The 14,912-nt window shown below is 60.8% G+C and carries 21 protein-coding genes; 9 read left to right on the top strand and 12 right to left on the bottom strand.

The genetic code is table 11. The features are described from left to right. Window positions 1-182 precede the first annotated feature (182 nt). The 11 genes from HUN39_RS04690 to HUN39_RS04730 all read right to left on the bottom strand — a co-directional run bounded on the left by HUN39_RS04690 (window position 183) and on the right by HUN39_RS04730 (window position 3,523). A complete protein-coding gene (locus tag HUN39_RS04690) occupies window positions 183-431 on the bottom strand; it encodes a hypothetical protein (protein WP_175093330.1) in 249 nt (82 codons plus the stop codon). Continuing rightward, window positions 425-559 (bottom strand): hypothetical protein, encoded by a 135-nt coding sequence (locus tag HUN39_RS19420; protein ID WP_269750301.1) that lies wholly within the window; start codon window positions 557-559, stop codon window positions 425-427. Before HUN39_RS19420 ends, HUN39_RS04690 begins: the two co-directional genes overlap by 7 nt. Then, window positions 556-798: a hypothetical protein gene (locus HUN39_RS04695; protein ID WP_175093331.1), complete on the bottom strand. Its 243-nt coding sequence runs from the start codon at window positions 796-798 to the stop codon at window positions 556-558. The genes HUN39_RS19420 and HUN39_RS04695 overlap by 4 nt, the downstream gene beginning before the upstream one ends. Continuing rightward, entirely contained in the window at window positions 764-994 is a 231-nt protein-coding gene (locus HUN39_RS04700) for a hypothetical protein (RefSeq protein WP_175093332.1), read from the bottom strand. Before HUN39_RS04700 ends, HUN39_RS04695 begins: the two co-directional genes overlap by 35 nt. Continuing rightward, window positions 994-1,149, bottom strand: coding sequence for a hypothetical protein (locus HUN39_RS04705; protein ID WP_175093333.1), 156 nt, complete (start codon window positions 1,147-1,149; stop codon window positions 994-996). Before HUN39_RS04705 ends, HUN39_RS04700 begins: the two co-directional genes overlap by 1 nt. After that, window positions 1,104-1,412 (bottom strand): hypothetical protein, encoded by a 309-nt coding sequence (locus HUN39_RS04710; protein WP_175093334.1) that lies wholly within the window; start codon window positions 1,410-1,412, stop codon window positions 1,104-1,106. Before HUN39_RS04710 ends, HUN39_RS04705 begins: the two co-directional genes overlap by 46 nt. A 41-nt stretch (window positions 1,413-1,453) precedes the next feature. After that, on the bottom strand, window positions 1,454-1,576 hold the full coding sequence (locus HUN39_RS19425) for a hypothetical protein (protein WP_269750302.1): 123 nt from the start codon (window positions 1,574-1,576) through the stop codon (window positions 1,454-1,456). A gap of 3 nt (window positions 1,577-1,579) precedes the next feature. Continuing rightward, window positions 1,580-2,095, bottom strand: a complete 516-nt coding sequence (locus tag HUN39_RS04715; protein WP_175093335.1) for a M15 family metallopeptidase — start codon at window positions 2,093-2,095, stop codon at window positions 1,580-1,582. Between the two features lie 256 nt (window positions 2,096-2,351). Then, on the bottom strand, window positions 2,352-2,792 hold the full coding sequence (locus HUN39_RS04720; RefSeq protein WP_175093336.1) for an FkbM family methyltransferase: 441 nt from the start codon (window positions 2,790-2,792) through the stop codon (window positions 2,352-2,354). Continuing rightward, complete coding sequence (locus tag HUN39_RS04725) at window positions 2,752-3,096, bottom strand: class I SAM-dependent methyltransferase (protein WP_175093337.1); 345 nt, start codon at window positions 3,094-3,096, stop codon at window positions 2,752-2,754. The genes HUN39_RS04720 and HUN39_RS04725 overlap by 41 nt, the downstream gene beginning before the upstream one ends. A 115-nt stretch (window positions 3,097-3,211) precedes the next feature. Further along, on the bottom strand, window positions 3,212-3,523 hold the full coding sequence (locus HUN39_RS04730) for a hypothetical protein (protein ID WP_175093338.1): 312 nt from the start codon (window positions 3,521-3,523) through the stop codon (window positions 3,212-3,214). A 1,055-nt stretch (window positions 3,524-4,578) separates the two neighbouring features. Here HUN39_RS04730 and HUN39_RS19140 point away from each other — a divergent pair. The 4 genes from HUN39_RS19140 (at window position 4,579) to scpB (ending at window position 8,006) form a co-directional block, all read left to right on the top strand. Then, entirely contained in the window at window positions 4,579-5,124 is a 546-nt protein-coding gene (locus HUN39_RS19140) for an Arm DNA-binding domain-containing protein (protein WP_232365910.1), read from the top strand. Between the two features lie 80 nt (window positions 5,125-5,204). Further along, the gene (locus HUN39_RS19145; protein WP_232365911.1) at window positions 5,205-5,822 is read left to right on the top strand and encodes a site-specific integrase; all 618 of its coding nucleotides are present in this window, start codon (window positions 5,205-5,207) and stop codon (window positions 5,820-5,822) included. 416 nt (window positions 5,823-6,238) lie between these two features. Beyond that, window positions 6,239-7,228: a DUF1403 family protein gene (locus tag HUN39_RS04740; RefSeq protein WP_175093339.1), complete on the top strand. Its 990-nt coding sequence runs from the start codon at window positions 6,239-6,241 to the stop codon at window positions 7,226-7,228. Between the two features lie 16 nt (window positions 7,229-7,244). After that, window positions 7,245-8,006 (top strand): SMC-Scp complex subunit ScpB, encoded by a 762-nt coding sequence (scpB, locus tag HUN39_RS04745; protein WP_175093340.1) that lies wholly within the window; start codon window positions 7,245-7,247, stop codon window positions 8,004-8,006. A gap of 58 nt (window positions 8,007-8,064) precedes the next feature. Here scpB and HUN39_RS04750 read toward each other — a convergent pair whose 3' ends face one another. Next, window positions 8,065-9,150 (bottom strand): AI-2E family transporter, encoded by a 1,086-nt coding sequence (locus tag HUN39_RS04750; RefSeq protein WP_175093341.1) that lies wholly within the window; start codon window positions 9,148-9,150, stop codon window positions 8,065-8,067. A 544-nt stretch (window positions 9,151-9,694) separates the two neighbouring features. On the opposite strand from HUN39_RS04750, the gene acsA reads away from it, so the two are divergent. From acsA to HUN39_RS04775, 5 genes are read left to right on the top strand one after another with little or no spacing between them, the layout of a single operon-like run. Further along, window positions 9,695-11,473, top strand: coding sequence for an acetate--CoA ligase (acsA, locus tag HUN39_RS04755; RefSeq protein ID WP_175093342.1), 1,779 nt, complete (start codon window positions 9,695-9,697; stop codon window positions 11,471-11,473). Beyond that, window positions 11,470-12,456 (top strand): pyruvate dehydrogenase (acetyl-transferring) E1 component subunit alpha, encoded by a 987-nt coding sequence (gene pdhA / locus HUN39_RS04760; RefSeq protein WP_175093343.1) that lies wholly within the window; start codon window positions 11,470-11,472, stop codon window positions 12,454-12,456. Before acsA ends, pdhA begins: the two co-directional genes overlap by 4 nt. Continuing rightward, on the top strand, window positions 12,453-13,460 hold the full coding sequence (locus tag HUN39_RS04765) for an alpha-ketoacid dehydrogenase subunit beta (RefSeq protein ID WP_332310722.1): 1,008 nt from the start codon (window positions 12,453-12,455) through the stop codon (window positions 13,458-13,460). The genes pdhA and HUN39_RS04765 overlap by 4 nt, the downstream gene beginning before the upstream one ends. Before the next feature lie 11 nt (window positions 13,461-13,471). Further along, the gene (locus HUN39_RS04770) at window positions 13,472-14,632 is read left to right on the top strand and encodes a dihydrolipoamide acetyltransferase family protein (protein WP_210266842.1); all 1,161 of its coding nucleotides are present in this window, start codon (window positions 13,472-13,474) and stop codon (window positions 14,630-14,632) included. Continuing rightward, entirely contained in the window at window positions 14,629-14,895 is a 267-nt protein-coding gene (locus HUN39_RS04775; RefSeq protein WP_175093345.1) for an acyl carrier protein, read from the top strand. Before HUN39_RS04770 ends, HUN39_RS04775 begins: the two co-directional genes overlap by 4 nt. The last annotated feature ends 17 nt before the right edge of the window (window positions 14,896-14,912 follow it).

The following is a 14,912-nucleotide window of genomic DNA, read 5'->3' on the forward strand; positions in this document are numbered from 1 at the left end:
GGCGACGGCGCTCCCGGCGAAGAGAAGCGCGAGGCCGCAGATGAGAAGCAGGCGTTTCATTGATTGTCTCCTGGGAAAGGTTGGACGCGCACGCGCAACCTGGCACAAAATCACCACGGCCCATTCGGCTCCTATTTCAAAAATTCGCTCTTGACGCCGAGATACGAAAGCAGCGCCAGGCCTCAAATGGTGAGCATCCGGGCTAGAAAATGGTGAAATCCGCGACGCGCCGTCAGGCGCAAATCGCGGATGAATTCCTGATTCTTGCGGATTTCGGCGCGCTCTCCCGCATCGTGGCAGCGCCAACCCGCCGTGAGTTCGAGCTTCTTGGCCATCGCCTCGGCCAGCACCGCCGCGCCGGCCTCGCTCTTGAGCGCTTCGATCATGGCGGTGCGAACGTCGTCGCGGGTCAAATTTGGAACGGTCACCACGGCGGCCTCTCGGTTTCGCGCATGAAGCAGATGAAAAGGCGCACGAGCAGCTCGGTCGCCAGCAAAGCGAAGACGCCCCACATGGCGCGCGAGACAAGCTCCGGCAGCATGTTGGGGTCGAAGTTCATTGCGCGGGTTCTGGCGCGCCGCCGGCGCGGCAGGCGTCGCGGGTCTTTTTGTAATCGACGATCATAGCGGCCAGCGGCGAGTTCTTCGGCAGCGTGCGCAGCTGCTTGGCTGCATTTTTCTGCTCTTCGAGCGAATAGGCGACGAGCGGCGGACAGCCCCCGCCCGTCGACTGGCAGGCCGCAAGCGCCAGGCTAAAAGCGAGACTAAAAGCCGCCTGCGTCAAGATCCTTGGCGACATTTTCCACGTCCTTATGCTGGGCCATGATTTCGCCCTGACGCTTGGCGACGGCGAGATCGGCTTGCGCGCGTGTCGCGCGCTCGGCCGCCGCGCCGCCTTCGGCGAGCTTGCCGTAGACGTAGCGACGCAGCGCGTAGACGACGACGCCGGCGACGACGAGCGCCGCGCCGGCGATGAGCGGGCCGTAAGCGCCCATCAGGCCTTCGGCTCGTTGGCGGCGTTGCCCCAGTTCCAGGCGACGGCGTCGATAACCTTGCGGCCGAAGCCCCACCAGGTGCCGCGCGCGCCCTGCGGCAAGGCCGCGCTCAGCGCCGACGCGGCGCCGGAGATCGCCAGCGGCGTCGCCACCATCGCCCACATCGACGACCACCAGGGCGCGCCGGGGGCGCCGCGGCGTCAGCGGCTTCCTGCGCGAAGGCGGGCGTCACGCCGATCAGCGCGCCGATGGAGACATGACCGCCGAAGATCGCGCGGAACACAGCGGCGATGTGATCGAAGGCGACCGTCATCCAGCAGAACGGCTCAAGCGCCGGCTGGCCGTCGAGCGCAAAAGCCGGCGCGACGAACAGCGTGGCGACCAGCGCAAGAGCGCCAAACAATGCAAGCAGTCTCATATGTTTCTCCTTTCAGAGCCGGGAAACCGCCCGGCGGGGGTTCAGTGCGGGCTTGCAACGGCTTCGAGCGCCAGCTCGAAAACCACCCCGGCGCCGAGCAGGACGATCGCCGCCACAAAGGCGAAAAGGATCAGGCAGGCGATGAGCTTTGCGAGATCGAACATCGCTCAGCCCAACCGCGCGAATTGAAAATGCATGCCGTCGCAGGCGCGCTCGTCGAGACTGTCGCCGTCGCCGTCCCAGTCGCCGCCCCAGACGCCGCCGAGCGCGAGGAACGGCTTCACGACCTGTTCGCGCAGCGTCTCGAAATGCGGCGTGCGGTCATATTGGCCGTTGCGCGGCGCGTCGAAATCGACGGCGCAACCCCAGGTGTGCATCGACAGCGTCCTGCCGCCGCGCATGGCGCGGAAATTATAGCCGCCGGCGGTGTTGTCCATGCCCCAGTCTTTGATGATTTTGCGGTCCTTGCCGGCGTCGGACCAGACGGCTTCGACCCACGCCATGAAGGCGTCGGCGCATTTTTTGTGGACGCGCAGCCGCATCGACTTGCCGAGAAAGAAGATCGGGAACGGCGGCGTGACATAGGTGAGGTTCTTCGCCTCCCACGACGCGCTCGCCAGGCCGTTGCGCCCGCGCGGATCACCATAGAACGCGTTGCACTCGGATTGTTTCGGCCAAGGCATCGGACGCCCTCCTGATTTGCGCCAGCTTAGGCGCGCGGGAGGGGCGTCAATTCAGGGTCAGGGGCCGTTCTAGCAGTTTTGAGTCGAGCTATGCTCAGGGCGAGGGCGCACAGGCGCGGCAGAGATATGCCCGGCATGGCGGGTGGGAGGCTAGGCACGATGATGCGCGCCGGCTCGCGGCGCGGCGCGCTGCACAGATATCAGCGTCAGTCGATCGGGAGGCGGCCCGTCTGTCAGTTGCGCAGGCGCTGGCGCGTCAGGCCCAAGCCTTATCTTCGCAAAGAGCGCTTGAGCTTCTCACAAAAACAAAATCGCCGTGGCGCGGCCTGTTATCGCGAGGCCTCGGATATATCGAAGCGATGTCGTAAAGTTCAAAACCAGCATCATCAAAAAACTGAACTAATTGAGCTATGGTCGGCTGATAGGATTTCGCATAAAATGCAACTTCGATAAGCACGACCTCGATATTGCGCAGAGATTCGCGGCCACCCTTCAGAGCTTCCAGCTCCCATCCTTGTAAATCGAGCTTCAGCAGTGCGCGATCATCTCGCCGCAACCAACTTGCAAAGACATCGTCCAATGCGATCGTCGGAACCGAGACACTTGAAGGAGTCGCAAACTCTTCAACATAAGCGCCTGTCGTTACCGCGACAGGATCAACCACAAAATGCACGTTTTCGTCGCTCTTCGCGCTCATCGCTGCAGCGTGATACACAAACCCTCTTTGTTGTAGCCAAGGATTCAAGCGCTGGCGCACAGGCCGGCTGAGGGTCAAACATATGAATTTTCAGGTTCGGCCCGAAAATCTCATCGGCAAGCAGCGAAAAACTGCCCACATTTGCGCCGCCGTCCGCAACGACCTTCGGCGCGTATCCTCGTCGCTTGAGCGCTCTGAGCGTTTCCTCGATCGCCTCAAAGCGATTATAATCTGCAGCGCGAATGATCTTATATGGGGTTTTACGAAGAAACGCCCTAATCGAAGCTTTCAACTTTCTCAACATTACTTGCCCCTATGATTTTCGTGATGAGTCTATCGCTACCATGGATCACGGAGAATTAGATGGCAACATGGCGTAATCGCCTGCCGCGGGTTCCGCCCCCGAGGGAGCGGATCGTTCAGCCTCTGGACGTCGCCCCGCCCTCAACTACAGGCTGCGCCGCCAACCCCATAGACTCCGACCCGCACATCAAGACGATGAACTTGAAATCCGGAAGAAACTCGACGATTAACCCCGTCTCTTTGAAGTCGAGAAGGGCGGCGTTGACGTCTTCGACCGGCACGTTGGCACGCACCGCGATCGAATTGACGTCAGGGAAGCAAACCGCTTCCGGAGAGCCGCTATCAGTCGCCAGCAGCATCAAAACCAGCTTCGCTGCCGCCCCCCGCGTGGGCCGCTTCTCCGCCCAAGAAAGCGCATTCAAATTCATTTCATTTCTCCTTTGAGCTTTGTTTCATCTTAGCCGGCCGCGACGATCATCCATCGCGACACGAAGCCAGTGCTGCTGATAAATCCGGTGTCTTTCAATCTTGCCCACTTGCCGGCACCGGCGGGGAGGATAGCCGTTCCAAGCGCGCTGCCCGCCAGAGGCTCGACGTTCGCCGAGGCTGAACTTAGCGTAAAAGCGCATGTGCTGCGCATCAAGAGAGGTCGACCTCTGCCTGTCGGAGTTGGCAGCGTAATCGTTCCGTTCGCCGAGCCCGCCCATATGATGACCTCGTTGCCTTCATATGCTGTGCTCGTCGTTGCGGTAATTCTTCTGGGCAGATCTTATCGATGCCGAATTTCGCTCAGACCCTATGAGCGTGCAATGTTTTGATCTTCGAATTGTTGAACGCGTTCGGCAATGCGTTGCGAGTAGAGAGCAATTTGAGAAGAACAATCCGATCTATAGGATTTGTCCCGGCGGCTCGACAAGGAAGGGGTGAGGGTGTGACGCTTTCTTCGAACAGCGCTCACGAAAGTTCAGGGCTTACGGCGTCTAGCGAAGAGGAAATGCACGCCTTGGACAGCCTCGCGCCAGACGCCGCGAATTGCTGAACTATGCCAGCGAGAATTATTCGGCCTTGCAGATCACCAGAGCCAAAGCCGACGGGAGCAGCGGCGGCGCGGTTCCGCCCCAATGAGCGGCAAGCGCTACTGGAAGCGATCGCGAAACGCGAAGCAGCAATCCCGCCTTTGAAAATTGTCGATCGAACAAAAGTCGCACGTGCGACTTTGCGACCCCTCGTACGCGGTCGCATGTTCTCGCGACGTTCCGCCTGATAGCGCCTCAAATCTCTGATTTTATTGGTGGGCGCACAAGGGCTCGAACCTTGGACCCGCTGATTAAGAGTCTCACCCATGGCTATTCTACGCTATCCGTTCTTACGCCATTCTGCGATAATATCCTGATTATAATTGACATTATGCGCGAGGTGCTTTCCCATTGCCGTCGGCGATATTCTTTCTGGTGGTCACCATATGGTCACCAAAGGAAGCCCGATGATAGTGCGGATTGCGAAGCTGACAAAGCGGATTGTCGACACGGCGCAGCCTGAGCCTGAACGTTATGTAGTCTGGGACAGTACGTTGAAAGGCTTTGGGCTTAGGGTTGAGCCGTCAGGGACAAAGACGTTTCTTGTCCGATATCGCATTGCGGGTCGGAAGCGCTTTCTCGCGGTGGGCCGGTTCGGACATTTAACGCCGGAGCAGGCGAGGGGGTTGGCTCAGGCAACTCTTGCCGATGTGCGTCGCGGCAGTGACCCTGCAGAAGAACGTCGTGGTGAGCGAGCGGCAATCACTGTCGACGAACTGGCAAGGAGATTTCTCGCCGAGCACATCGACCCGAAGCGGAAGGGCACGACGGCGGCTCACTACCGCAGCCTGATAGAACGCTATGTCTTGCCCAAACATGGGCCCCGGAAGGCGCATGATTTCGCCCGGTCCGAACTCGCGCGTTTACATTTGTCGATGCGAGACCATCCGTATCAGGCCAATCGGCTGCTCGCGGTCGCAAGCATGTATTCTTCGCGGAGCGGCTTGGACTAGTCGCAGATGGATGTAATCCCGCTGCTCGGATTGAGCGGTTTCCAGAAGCGCGGCGGGAGCCCTTCCTAACGACGGAGGAGTTGGCGCGGCTCGGAGAAGCTCTTCGTCGATTTGAGAACGACCGGCGATTTCGAGAGGGGATTGCGGCGCTACGGCTCCTGCTATTTACCGGCGCGCGCTTGCGCGAAATTCTTCACCTTCGTTGGGAACATGTCGATATGGAGCGGGGCTTGCTGCTCCTGCCCGATTCCAAGACCGGCAAGAAAACGATCTTCCTTAACGCGCCAGCACTGGCGGTGCTGCGCTCGCTGGAGCGGGTCGGAGAATGCGTCATACCTGGCGCGGACCCGAGTCTGCCGCGAGCGGATCTCAAGAAGCCGTTGGCGGCAGTGACGGAGGCCGCCACTCTTCCGGGGCTGCGCATTCATGACCTGCGCCACTCTTTCGCCAGTGTCGGCGCCGGAGCAGGGCTTGGCTTGCCAATCGTCGGCAAGCTCCTCGGCCATATGCAGGCTTCGACGACTAACCGCTACGCGCATCTCGACGCCGATCCGGTCCGGCGCGCAGCGGATACGATCGGTGAGACCATTGCTGCAGAGCTTAACAAAAGCTGTGATAGGGGTCCAAGTTTAAAATCGGATGCTAACCACTTATCGATTCAAGTTCGCAGGCGAGCTGAGGTTGTCGGAGAAGAATAGCGGAGGTCCACTACCGCCGATCCCGCGACTGAAACCATTGGCATTTTCACGTTCGCTCGCATAGCCGGTCAAAACGCCTGACAGGGTGGCGGACGCGCCGGGCACCGCCACCAATCTGTTCATTCGGTTACCTTGAGAGTCAGAAGCTAAACTTGTGCGATTAATCGACCGCAAAATGCATCCGATATGCGCACATTATCGGACATGCGGGAGAGACGACAAGCGCGGCGGATCGGGCGTGAAATCGAGTGACAAAGCGCCGCTTTCGATTACGATTTTGAGATGCTGGAAATCGATTAGGCCGCCGTTTTTGACGCGCAATCGTCGTCGACTGGGGCGCGCAAACGGCGCGCATCAAGAGGCTGCGCGCGCTTGACAGATACGAGAATTCCCAAAGAAATCCAGGCGTTTCCGTCTTGGGCGCGGCTCCGAACGCCGCCCGTTGCTCTGGCGCCGATCTATCGTGCGCCGGCAAAGACTCCGGCGATGTTTTGAGCGTCGGCAAAAGCGGCGGGGGAGGCGGCGACGAACCCGTTTTCGCCGGCGCGCTGCGTCATCGCCTCGCCTTGCGCGCCGGCGCCGCCAGCGCCGCCCTTGCGCGTCTCCGCGAAGATGAGGGCGCGTTACGTGACGCGCAGCATCTTGCCGGCGTTGACGCCGCACTGAGCCCGGGCGCACGCCTGCATCGGCTGTGGCGCCTGTTCGCAACACGTCCAACGCGGTTCGATGCGCGCGTGTTGCGTGTCGCCGCCGATTGTCTCGACCTGCCGCCCGACATCGACTGCGATGCGCTTATCGCCGCTGCGCATGAGACAATGGGTGAAACGCCGCTTGCCGCGGCGACGCGCGTTAGCGCGGAAACGCTACGCGTGCTGAATGACGCTTCCCCGATCGACGTCGAGATTTTCGCTTTGTGGCTCGCCGATCTCGTCCTGGCGCAACAGCTGCGATGGGACGCGCCGCTGCCGCTGCTCGCAACGATGATCGCGCATCCTTCAGTGCGAAATGCGTCCTCTGGCGGCGCTTCCAACAGCGCCGCCGATGTTTCGAGCGGCGCAGGAAACATCCGCGCCGCATTGGGGCGCCGACCCAGGCTAGGCGACGCCGATTGGTCCCTAAGCGTGATGCGGGCGTATGCGCGGGCGGCGCAAGAGACTTATGCGCTGGCGGGCGAGTTGTCGCGACGCGCGGAAACATTGCTGCGCGCCGCGCCAAAATTGCGCGCGAAAAAGGCGACGCGCGTTGTCGATCTTCTGCTGGCGGATGATTGCGTTTCTGCGTCGCGCGCCGCGAAAACGGCGGGGCTATCGGATCGCGCCGCGCGGCGGCTCTTCGATCGACTCAGCGAACTTGGCGCCGTGCGCGAACTTACTGGCCGCGCAAATTTTCGGCTCTACGGACTGTGACGAGAGGATCGTCGACATGCGGTGGATGAAGGCGCCGCGCAACGAAACTGACGCGCAACATGAGATGCGCGCGCGGCCGCATCGTCGCACATCGGAGCAGGGGAGCGGCCTGCTATTCGACCCCGAACTGTCCGATCTGCCGCAGGCGATGCGCTGGCGTGAGTGGATGGGCCGTGTCGAGGCGGCGATCTTCGCCTCGCCGACGCCGATCACGCGAGAGGCGCTGAGCAAACTCGTCGGGCGCGCCTGCAATTTCGATGAGCTGATTTCGGACATTCGCGACGACTTGCGCGCCAGGCCGTATGAACTGGTTCTTGTCGCCGGCGGTTATCAACTGCGCACCAAACCGCGCTACGCCGACGCCATTCGCGTCTTGAACAACGGCGCCCGCGACGCCGGACCGCCGGCGCTGACGCCGACTGAACTCCTCACGGCGACGGCGATCGCTTATCTGCAACCAGCCACCCGCGCCGAACTCTCGCGACTCGCCGGCAAAGAAATCAGCCGCGACGTCATCGGCCAGTTAAAAAGCCTGGACCTCATTGCCGCCGGGCCGCGCGCGCCGACAGCGGGCGCGCCCTATGCCTATGTTACGACGAAGCGATTCCTTGAGGCGTTCGGGCTCGCAAGCCTGCGCGATCTGCCCGATATCGAAAAGCTCGAAGATGCCGGACTGTTGCAGTGTTCCGCCAATGAAATCGAACTCGACGGCGTGTTGCGAATGCGCGATCGGGATGCGATCGAATTCGTTGAAGCCGTTGACGACGAGGAGGATTAATTCCAGCGTCGCGAGAAAGCGGCGAGACAACGCAGCCGATGTTCTTACTTGGTCGTGATCATCGAGAGCAATTTCTACTGCTTCGAGCCAAATCCAGAGCTTCTACTGCTATCGCCGTCCTCCGCCAACCATTGGCGCCAAATTGCAAAAAGGACGGCCAGAATGAGCGGGCCGAGAATAGTCCGACCAGTCCGAACGCGAGCAACCCGCCCATTACGCCGAAGAGGACAATCACGAGTGGAACGTCCGTCGCGTTGCTGATCAATAGCGGCTTCAAAATATTGTCTGTCGGGTTCACGATGAAAGTCCCCCACGCCAGCAACGCGAAGCCAGCGCCAATCCGATCGGAGAATAGGAGCCATAAACCGATCGGTCCCCAGACCGCCACAGTGCCCAAGAATGGCACCAAGGCCGTTACAGCCGTGAGCGCGCCTAACAGAATTGGCGGTCCAACGCCGATAAATGCGTAGCCAATACCGGCAATGAGGCCCTGCGCCAAGGCGCTGACAATCAGTCCGAAAACCACGGCTTGCGTCGTATCTCCTACGGCTTTGAAATATTGATCCGCCGGCTCGCCTGCAACTTTGCGCAATCCTCCGCGAATCTGCTCCAACACCCGTTCTCCGTCACGATAGAAGAAGAACAGGGTAACCGTCGTGATGGCAAGTTGCGCGAATGTGCGCCCAATTTGTCCGATGATCCCGGCAAGTTCCCGCACCCAGGGCTCCAGCCAATCTTTCACCTGCTGTTTCCGAAGCTCCGGATCGTTCCACACTTGGGTCACCGCCTCATCGAGAGCAGGGCCAAGGATGGGGATGTTGGTGACTGCTTTAGGCAAGACAAGCGGTTCGCTGGCGAATTTTGTCGACATCTCCCTGTAGGCGTCGGCGAGTTCGCTTTGCAATCGGATCAAGAGAAACGAAACTGGCACGACCAGAACCACCATAAGGACGAACGTCGCAATCGTTGCAGCAAGGGATGGCCGATTTCCGCAGACGCGTCGGATTCTCACGTGATATGGACCGGTGACATACGCGAGAATGGCGGCCCACACCAGGGGCGTGAGGAAAGGCTTCACGACGACAAAGCCAAGCCAGACCATGACGCCAAGCAAGACGAGACCAAAAATCTGACGATTTGGCATTGTCCCTTGCTCCCTGCTCCGCGGTGTCTTGTTCCTATCGATAAACGTCGAGCCGCGTTGTGATCGCGCGCCGCGCGCTTAATTTGCTGAACCCTATAACATCGACCTGGGTCGCGTGATGACGGCGGCCAAGGAGCGCGGTTGCTGCCTGGAGCTTAACGCAGAGCCGACCGCCTGGACCTGACAGACGTCGCCGTCAATGGCTGCGAAGGATTTGGGCGTGAAAATAGCGATCTCGACGGATGCGCATTCGACCGCCGGCCTTGCTTATATGCGCTATGGCGTGACCAAGCGCGTCGCGGCTGGTTGGAGCCTGACGATGTCATAAACACCCGGCCGTTAAGGGAGCTGAAGAAATTGATCAGGCGATAGCCGCGTCGCTATGGCCCATGGCGGCGCGGCATTGTCACCGCCCCTTGGGTTCTTGCCCATCAAAGATCTGTTGCTTAAGCTCAATTGGCCAAGTCCGACGCGATAACGCCTCTGATCGACGCCGCATATTGGACGATGGAAGAAGAAGCGTGGCGGCTGCGGGAAACATTAGATGCGCGCCTCTGATAATGCTGCCCGTTATGCGACGATCCACAAGGATCCGGCCTCCTTTGCGGTTCCGCCAAACCTTGCGGACTATCGCGCCGTCTGCGCCGCGTTCAACTGGGAGGCGGCGCGCAAAGGCTTGAGCGGATTGCCGCAGGGAAGGGGTCTGAACATCGCTTACGAGGCGGTGGACCGACATGCCTACGGTCCCCGCGCGGATCGCACAGCGCTGCGGTGGATCGGGAAGACCGGAGAACGTCGCGATTATTCCTATCGCGAACTGGTCCTCGCAACCAATCGCCTCGCAAACGCCTTACAAACCATGGGCGTCAAGTCGGGCGACAATGTCTTCGTTCTGCTCGGCCGCGTTCCGGAGCTTTACGTCGCCGTTCTGGGCGCGTTGAAGATGAAGTGCGTCGTCACGCCGCTCTTCTCCGCATTCGGGCCAGAGCCGATCGCGACCCGCATGAAAATCGGCGATGCGCGCGTCCTGGTCACGACCGAAACGCTTTATCGGCGCAAGGTCGAAGCGCTACGCGGGAGCTTGCCCAAGCTCCACTGCGTTATTCTCGTCGACGCTGACCAAGACGGCGAAGGAACGCGCTCTTGGCGCAAGCTGATGCAGGCGGCGTCCGACGCCTTCGAAATACCCCCGACCGATTCGCAAGAGACGGCGCTGCTGCATTTTACAAGCGGCACGACCGGCCGTCCCAAGGGCGTCGTACATGTGCACGAAGCCGTAGTGACGCATTACGCGACCGGACTCTATGCGCTTGATCTTCATGACGACGACCGCTTCTGGTGCACGGCGGACCCCGGCTGGGTGACTGGAACGAGCTATGGGGTCATCGCGCCGCTCACGCATGGCGTGACCAATATTGTCGTCGAGGCGGAATTCGACGCGCCGACATGGTACGGCGTGCTCGCACAGGAACGGGTCACCGTGTGGTACACCGCTCCCACCGCCATCCGCATGATGATGAAGCTCGGCGCGGACGCCTTGAAGGATTATGATCTCTCCGCCTTGCGCTTCGCCGCCAGCGTTGGAGAGCCGCTGAACGCCGAGGCGGTGGTGTGGGGCGCAGAGGCCTTCGGCCTGCCGTTCCATGATAATTGGTGGCAGACCGAAACGGGCGGCATCATGATCGCTAATTTCGCGTCCATGGACATCAAGCCCGGCTCGATGGGCCGGCCCTTGCCAGGCATCGAGGCGGGAATAGTCCGGCGGAAGGCCGACGGCGGGGTTGAAACGGTCAATACTGACCAAGAAGGCGAACTCGCGCTCAAAAGCGGCTGGCCATCGATGATGCGCGGCTACCTTCACGAGGAAGCGCGCTATCGAAAATGCTTCGCTGGCGAATGGTATCTGACCGGCGATCTCGCACGCTGCGACGATGATGGCTATTTCTGGTTCGTCGGACGCGCCGACGACGTGATCAAATCCTCGGGCCATCTCATCGGCCCCTTCGAAGTCGAAAGCGCGCTGATGGAGCATCCGGCCGTCGCCGAAGTGGCGGTCATCGGCAAGCCGGATCCGATCGCCGGCGAGATCGTCAAGGCTTTCGTCGCCTTGAAGCTTGGCTTTCCGGCGGACGAAGCCATGCGCAAGGAGTTGCTCGGACACGCCCGCAAAAGGCTCGGCGCCGCCGTGGCGCCCAAAGAAATCGAGCTTCGCGCCAATCTGCCGAAGACCCGTAGCGGCAAGATCATGCGGCGCTTGCTCAAGGCGCGCGAGCTCGGCCTGCCGGAAGGCGATCTTTCGACGCTGGAGAGTGACGAGCGATGACCAAGAAAGTGCATCTCGATCACGTCCACTTGCTTCATCTCTTGAAAGCGATGATCCGCATCCGGCATTTCGAGGCCAAATGCGTCGAGCTCTATCAGGCGCAAAAGATTCTCGGCTTTCTTCACCTCTACGACGGCGAGGAGGCCGTTTCGGTCGGCGTGATGGAGGCGCTGACGCAAGACGACGCCGTTATCGCGACCTATCGCGAACATGGCCAGGCGCTCGCCCGCGGCGTCGATCCGAAGTGCCTGATGGCCGAGATGATGGGTAAACTGAACGGGTGCTGCCGCGGGCGCGGCGGCTCCATGCATTTTTTTGATCGCGCGCGCCGTTTCTATGGCGGCAACGCCATCGTCGGCGGAGGCCTGCCGCTGGCGCTCGGCGTTGCGCTCGCCGACAAGATGCAGCGACGATCCACTGTCACGGCCTGCTTCTTTGGCGAAGGAGCGGTGGACGAGGGCGAGTTCCACGAGACGCTCAACTTGGCCAAGCTCTGGCGGCTTCCGATCCTGTTCGTCTGCGAGAATAATCTATACTCCATGGGCATGGCGGTCGAGCGCGCGGAGGCAGATATCGACTTCGTGCATAAGGCGTCGGGCTACAGAGTCGCTGGCGAGAAGGTAGACGGCATGGACGTGGTCGCCGTCGAAAGCGCGGCGAGAAACGCCATTGATAGAATTCGCAGCGAAAACGACCCCTATTTCCTCGAGTGCCGAACCTATCGTTTTCGGGCGCATTCAATGTTCGACGCGCAACTCTACCGCTCGAAGGATGAAGTCGAAGCTTGGCGCAAAAAGGGGCCGATCGTCCGCTTCCAGACCTGGTTGGAAGCCAATCGCTTGATCAAGCCCGAAGAGCTTGCGGCGATTGAAGAGGAGGTCGACAAGGAAATCGCGGCCGCAGTCGCTTTCGCGGAAGCCGGCGGTCTAGAACCGGTTTCGGAGGTTGAACGCTTCGTCACGATGGAGGCGGTCCCGTCGTGAACACACCGCAAGCGAACGCCGCCGCCACGCGCATGACCTATCGCGAGGCCTGCAAGCAGGCGCTTCGCGAGGCGTTGCTCTCTGATTCACGCGTCTTCCTGATGGGCGAGGACATCGGCCGCTATGGCGGCTGCTACGCAGTGACAAAGGGTCTCCTTGAGGAGTTTGGCGAGGAGCGCATTCGTGACACGCCGCTCTCGGAGAGCGCCTTCGTCGGCGCGGGGGTCGGCGCCGCCATGGCGGGGATGCGACCGATCGTGGAAATCATGACCGTGAATTTCAGCCTGCTCGCGCTCGATCAGATTCTCAACAACGCCGTCACCATTCCGCATATGTCGGGCGGCCAGTTCGCGATCCCCCTCGTCATTCGGATGGCCACCGGCGGCGGGCGACGCGTCGGGGCGCAGCATTCGCGCAGCCTCGAGGGCTGGTATGCGCATATCCCTGGACTGCGCGTCCTGACCCCCGCCACAGTCGAGGATGCGCGCTTCATGTTGAAGGGCGCGCTCGCGGACCCCAATCCTGTGATTATTTTCGAGCATGTCATGCTCTACAATATGGAGGGCGATCTTCCATCGGACATGGAGAAGGTCGATATCGCGCATGCGAAATTGCGTCGCGCCGGACGAGATGTAAGCCTCATCACCTATGGCGGCAGTCTGTTCAAGGCGCTGGAGGCGGCGGACGCGCTTGCTGCTGAGGGGATCGATGCAGAAGTCATCGATTTGCGCGTGCTCAGGCCACTCGACACGAAGACCATTCTCGACTCAGTCGCAAAGACGAGGCGCTGTGTCATCATTGACGAAGGCTGGCGCAGCGGGTCGATTTCGGCCGAAATCGGCATGCGCATCGCAGAAGAAGCTTTCTTCGAACTCGACGCGCCGCTGCGGCGCGTATGCTCGCGAGAGGCGCCGATACCCTATGCGGCGCATCTCGAAGACGCTTGCCTGCCGCAAGTAGCGACGATCGTCGCAGTAGCACGCGAACTTGTCCGTCCGTCATGAGCGCGTTCAAAATGCCAGCGCTCGGCGCCGACATGGAGGCCGGCACGCTCGTCGAGTGGCTCGTGAAGCCTGGCGATCGCGTCAAATCCGGGGATGTCGTCGCGGTGGTCGAGACGCAAAAGGGCGCGATAGAGGTAGAAATCTTTCTGGAGGGCGTCGTCTCCAACATCCTCGTTCCGGTCGGCGCGCGCGTTCCGGTCGGGACAGTTCTTGCGCAGATCGACGGCGCGCCCGGCGCCGCCCCGCCGCTCCCCCTTGAACCCGCAGCCGCTGCGCTGAAGCCGGCACCGCAGATATTGGCGCAGGCGCCGCCGATGCCGGCCATCACGGCGCCGAGCTCGCGACTAAAGATTACGCCCGCGGCGCGGCGCCGAGCGACGGCGTTGAGCCTCGACCCCACAATGATCGTGAAAGGAACCGGCGTCGAGGGATCGATCCGGCTCGCCGATGTCGAAACATACGCGAGCGGAGCAAAGCTCGCACAACGCCCGGCGAAAAAAGGCCTCGATCTTTCTCAGATGCGCCAGGCAATCGCCGCCGCTATGAGTCGCTCGAAGCGAGAAATCCCGCACTATTACCTCACAGAAACGGTCGACCTTAACGCCGCTTTGACCTGGATCGAGCGCTTCAACGCCGAGAAAACCCCAGTCGAACGCATTCTGCCCGCCGTGCTCTTTCTCAAGGCTGCGGCCTTGGCCTTGCGCGAGCAACCGCAGCTCAACGGCGCTTATGAAAATGGCGCCTTTATTCCTTCTTCGAGCATTCACGTCGGTTGGGCGATTTCTCTGCGGGGTGGCGGGCTGATCGCGCCAGCAATTCGGGACGCGGATAAGAAATCGCTCGCCGAATTGATGGGTGCCATGCGCGACCTCGTCGAACGCGCACGGCGCGGGAATTTGCGCAGCTCCGAACTCACTTCACCCACTGTTACCGTCACGAGCGTCGGCGATCGCGGCGCGGAATCGGTGACCGGCATTATCTATCCTCCGCAGGTCGCGATCATCGGATTTGGCCGTGTGGTCACGCGTCCATGGGTCGTCGATGGGCGCATCGAGACTCGTCCGCTCGTCACCGTCAGCCTCGCGGCGGATCATAGGGTCACCGACGGCCATATCGGCGGCCTGTATCTCGCCGCGGTCGGGCGTCTCTTACAGGAGCCGGATAAATTATGACGGACGCCGAAATCAGAGCGCTCATCCTGGAGCTCATTGGCGAAATCGCGCCCGAGGCCGATCTCGCGTTGGCTCGCGATCAAGATGATTTACGTGAAGTATTCGATCTTGATTCGATGGATTTCGCCAATCTCGTCGTCGCCATTCATGATCGACTGGGGGTCAATATTCCCGAGGCCCACTACAATCAGCTCTTCACGCTGGAGTGTGCGATCGCCTATCTGCATGATGCGCTCACGCAACCAAAACAAAACGATGGATAGCGCCCATCGTCAGGGAT

It is taken from the genome of Methylocystis silviterrae (assembly GCF_013350005.1).
In the GTDB taxonomy this organism is placed as follows: domain Bacteria; phylum Pseudomonadota; class Alphaproteobacteria; order Rhizobiales; family Beijerinckiaceae; genus Methylocystis; species Methylocystis silviterrae.

Bases quoted from the DNA above. Each gene is read 5' to 3' on its own strand.
- HUN39_RS19420 (WP_269750301.1), bottom strand. From the start codon at position 559: ATGAACTTCGACCCCAACATGCTGCCGGAGCTTGTCTCGCGCGCCATG.
- HUN39_RS04695 (WP_175093331.1), bottom strand. From the start codon at position 798: ATGTCGCCAAGGATCTTGACGCAGGCGGCTTTTAGTCTCGCTTTTAGC.
- HUN39_RS04700 (WP_175093332.1), bottom strand. From the start codon at position 994: ATGGGCGCTTACGGCCCGCTCATCGCCGGCGCGGCGCTCGTCGTCGCC.
- HUN39_RS04705 (WP_175093333.1), bottom strand. From the start codon at position 1,149: ATGGTGGCGACGCCGCTGGCGATCTCCGGCGCCGCGTCGGCGCTGAGC.
- HUN39_RS04710 (WP_175093334.1), bottom strand. From the start codon at position 1,412: ATGAGACTGCTTGCATTGTTTGGCGCTCTTGCGCTGGTCGCCACGCTG.
- HUN39_RS19425 (WP_269750302.1), bottom strand. From the start codon at position 1,576: ATGTTCGATCTCGCAAAGCTCATCGCCTGCCTGATCCTTTTCGCCTTT.
- HUN39_RS04715 (WP_175093335.1), bottom strand. From the start codon at position 2,095: ATGCCTTGGCCGAAACAATCCGAGTGCAACGCGTTCTATGGTGATCCG.
- HUN39_RS04720 (WP_175093336.1), bottom strand. From the start codon at position 2,792: ATGAGCGCGAAGAGCGACGAAAACGTGCATTTTGTGGTTGATCCTGTC.
- HUN39_RS04725 (WP_175093337.1), bottom strand. From the start codon at position 3,096: ATGTTGAGAAAGTTGAAAGCTTCGATTAGGGCGTTTCTTCGTAAAACC.
- HUN39_RS04730 (WP_175093338.1), bottom strand. From the start codon at position 3,523: ATGAATTTGAATGCGCTTTCTTGGGCGGAGAAGCGGCCCACGCGGGGG.
- HUN39_RS19140 (WP_232365910.1), top strand. From the start codon at position 4,579: ATGATAGTGCGGATTGCGAAGCTGACAAAGCGGATTGTCGACACGGCG.
- scpB (WP_175093340.1), top strand. From the start codon at position 7,245: ATGCGGTGGATGAAGGCGCCGCGCAACGAAACTGACGCGCAACATGAG.
- HUN39_RS04750 (WP_175093341.1), bottom strand. From the start codon at position 9,150: ATGCCAAATCGTCAGATTTTTGGTCTCGTCTTGCTTGGCGTCATGGTC.
- acsA (WP_175093342.1), top strand. From the start codon at position 9,695: ATGCGCGCCTCTGATAATGCTGCCCGTTATGCGACGATCCACAAGGAT.
- pdhA (WP_175093343.1), top strand. From the start codon at position 11,470: ATGACCAAGAAAGTGCATCTCGATCACGTCCACTTGCTTCATCTCTTG.
- HUN39_RS04770 (WP_210266842.1), top strand. From the start codon at position 13,472: ATGCCAGCGCTCGGCGCCGACATGGAGGCCGGCACGCTCGTCGAGTGG.
- HUN39_RS04775 (WP_175093345.1), top strand. From the start codon at position 14,629: ATGACGGACGCCGAAATCAGAGCGCTCATCCTGGAGCTCATTGGCGAA.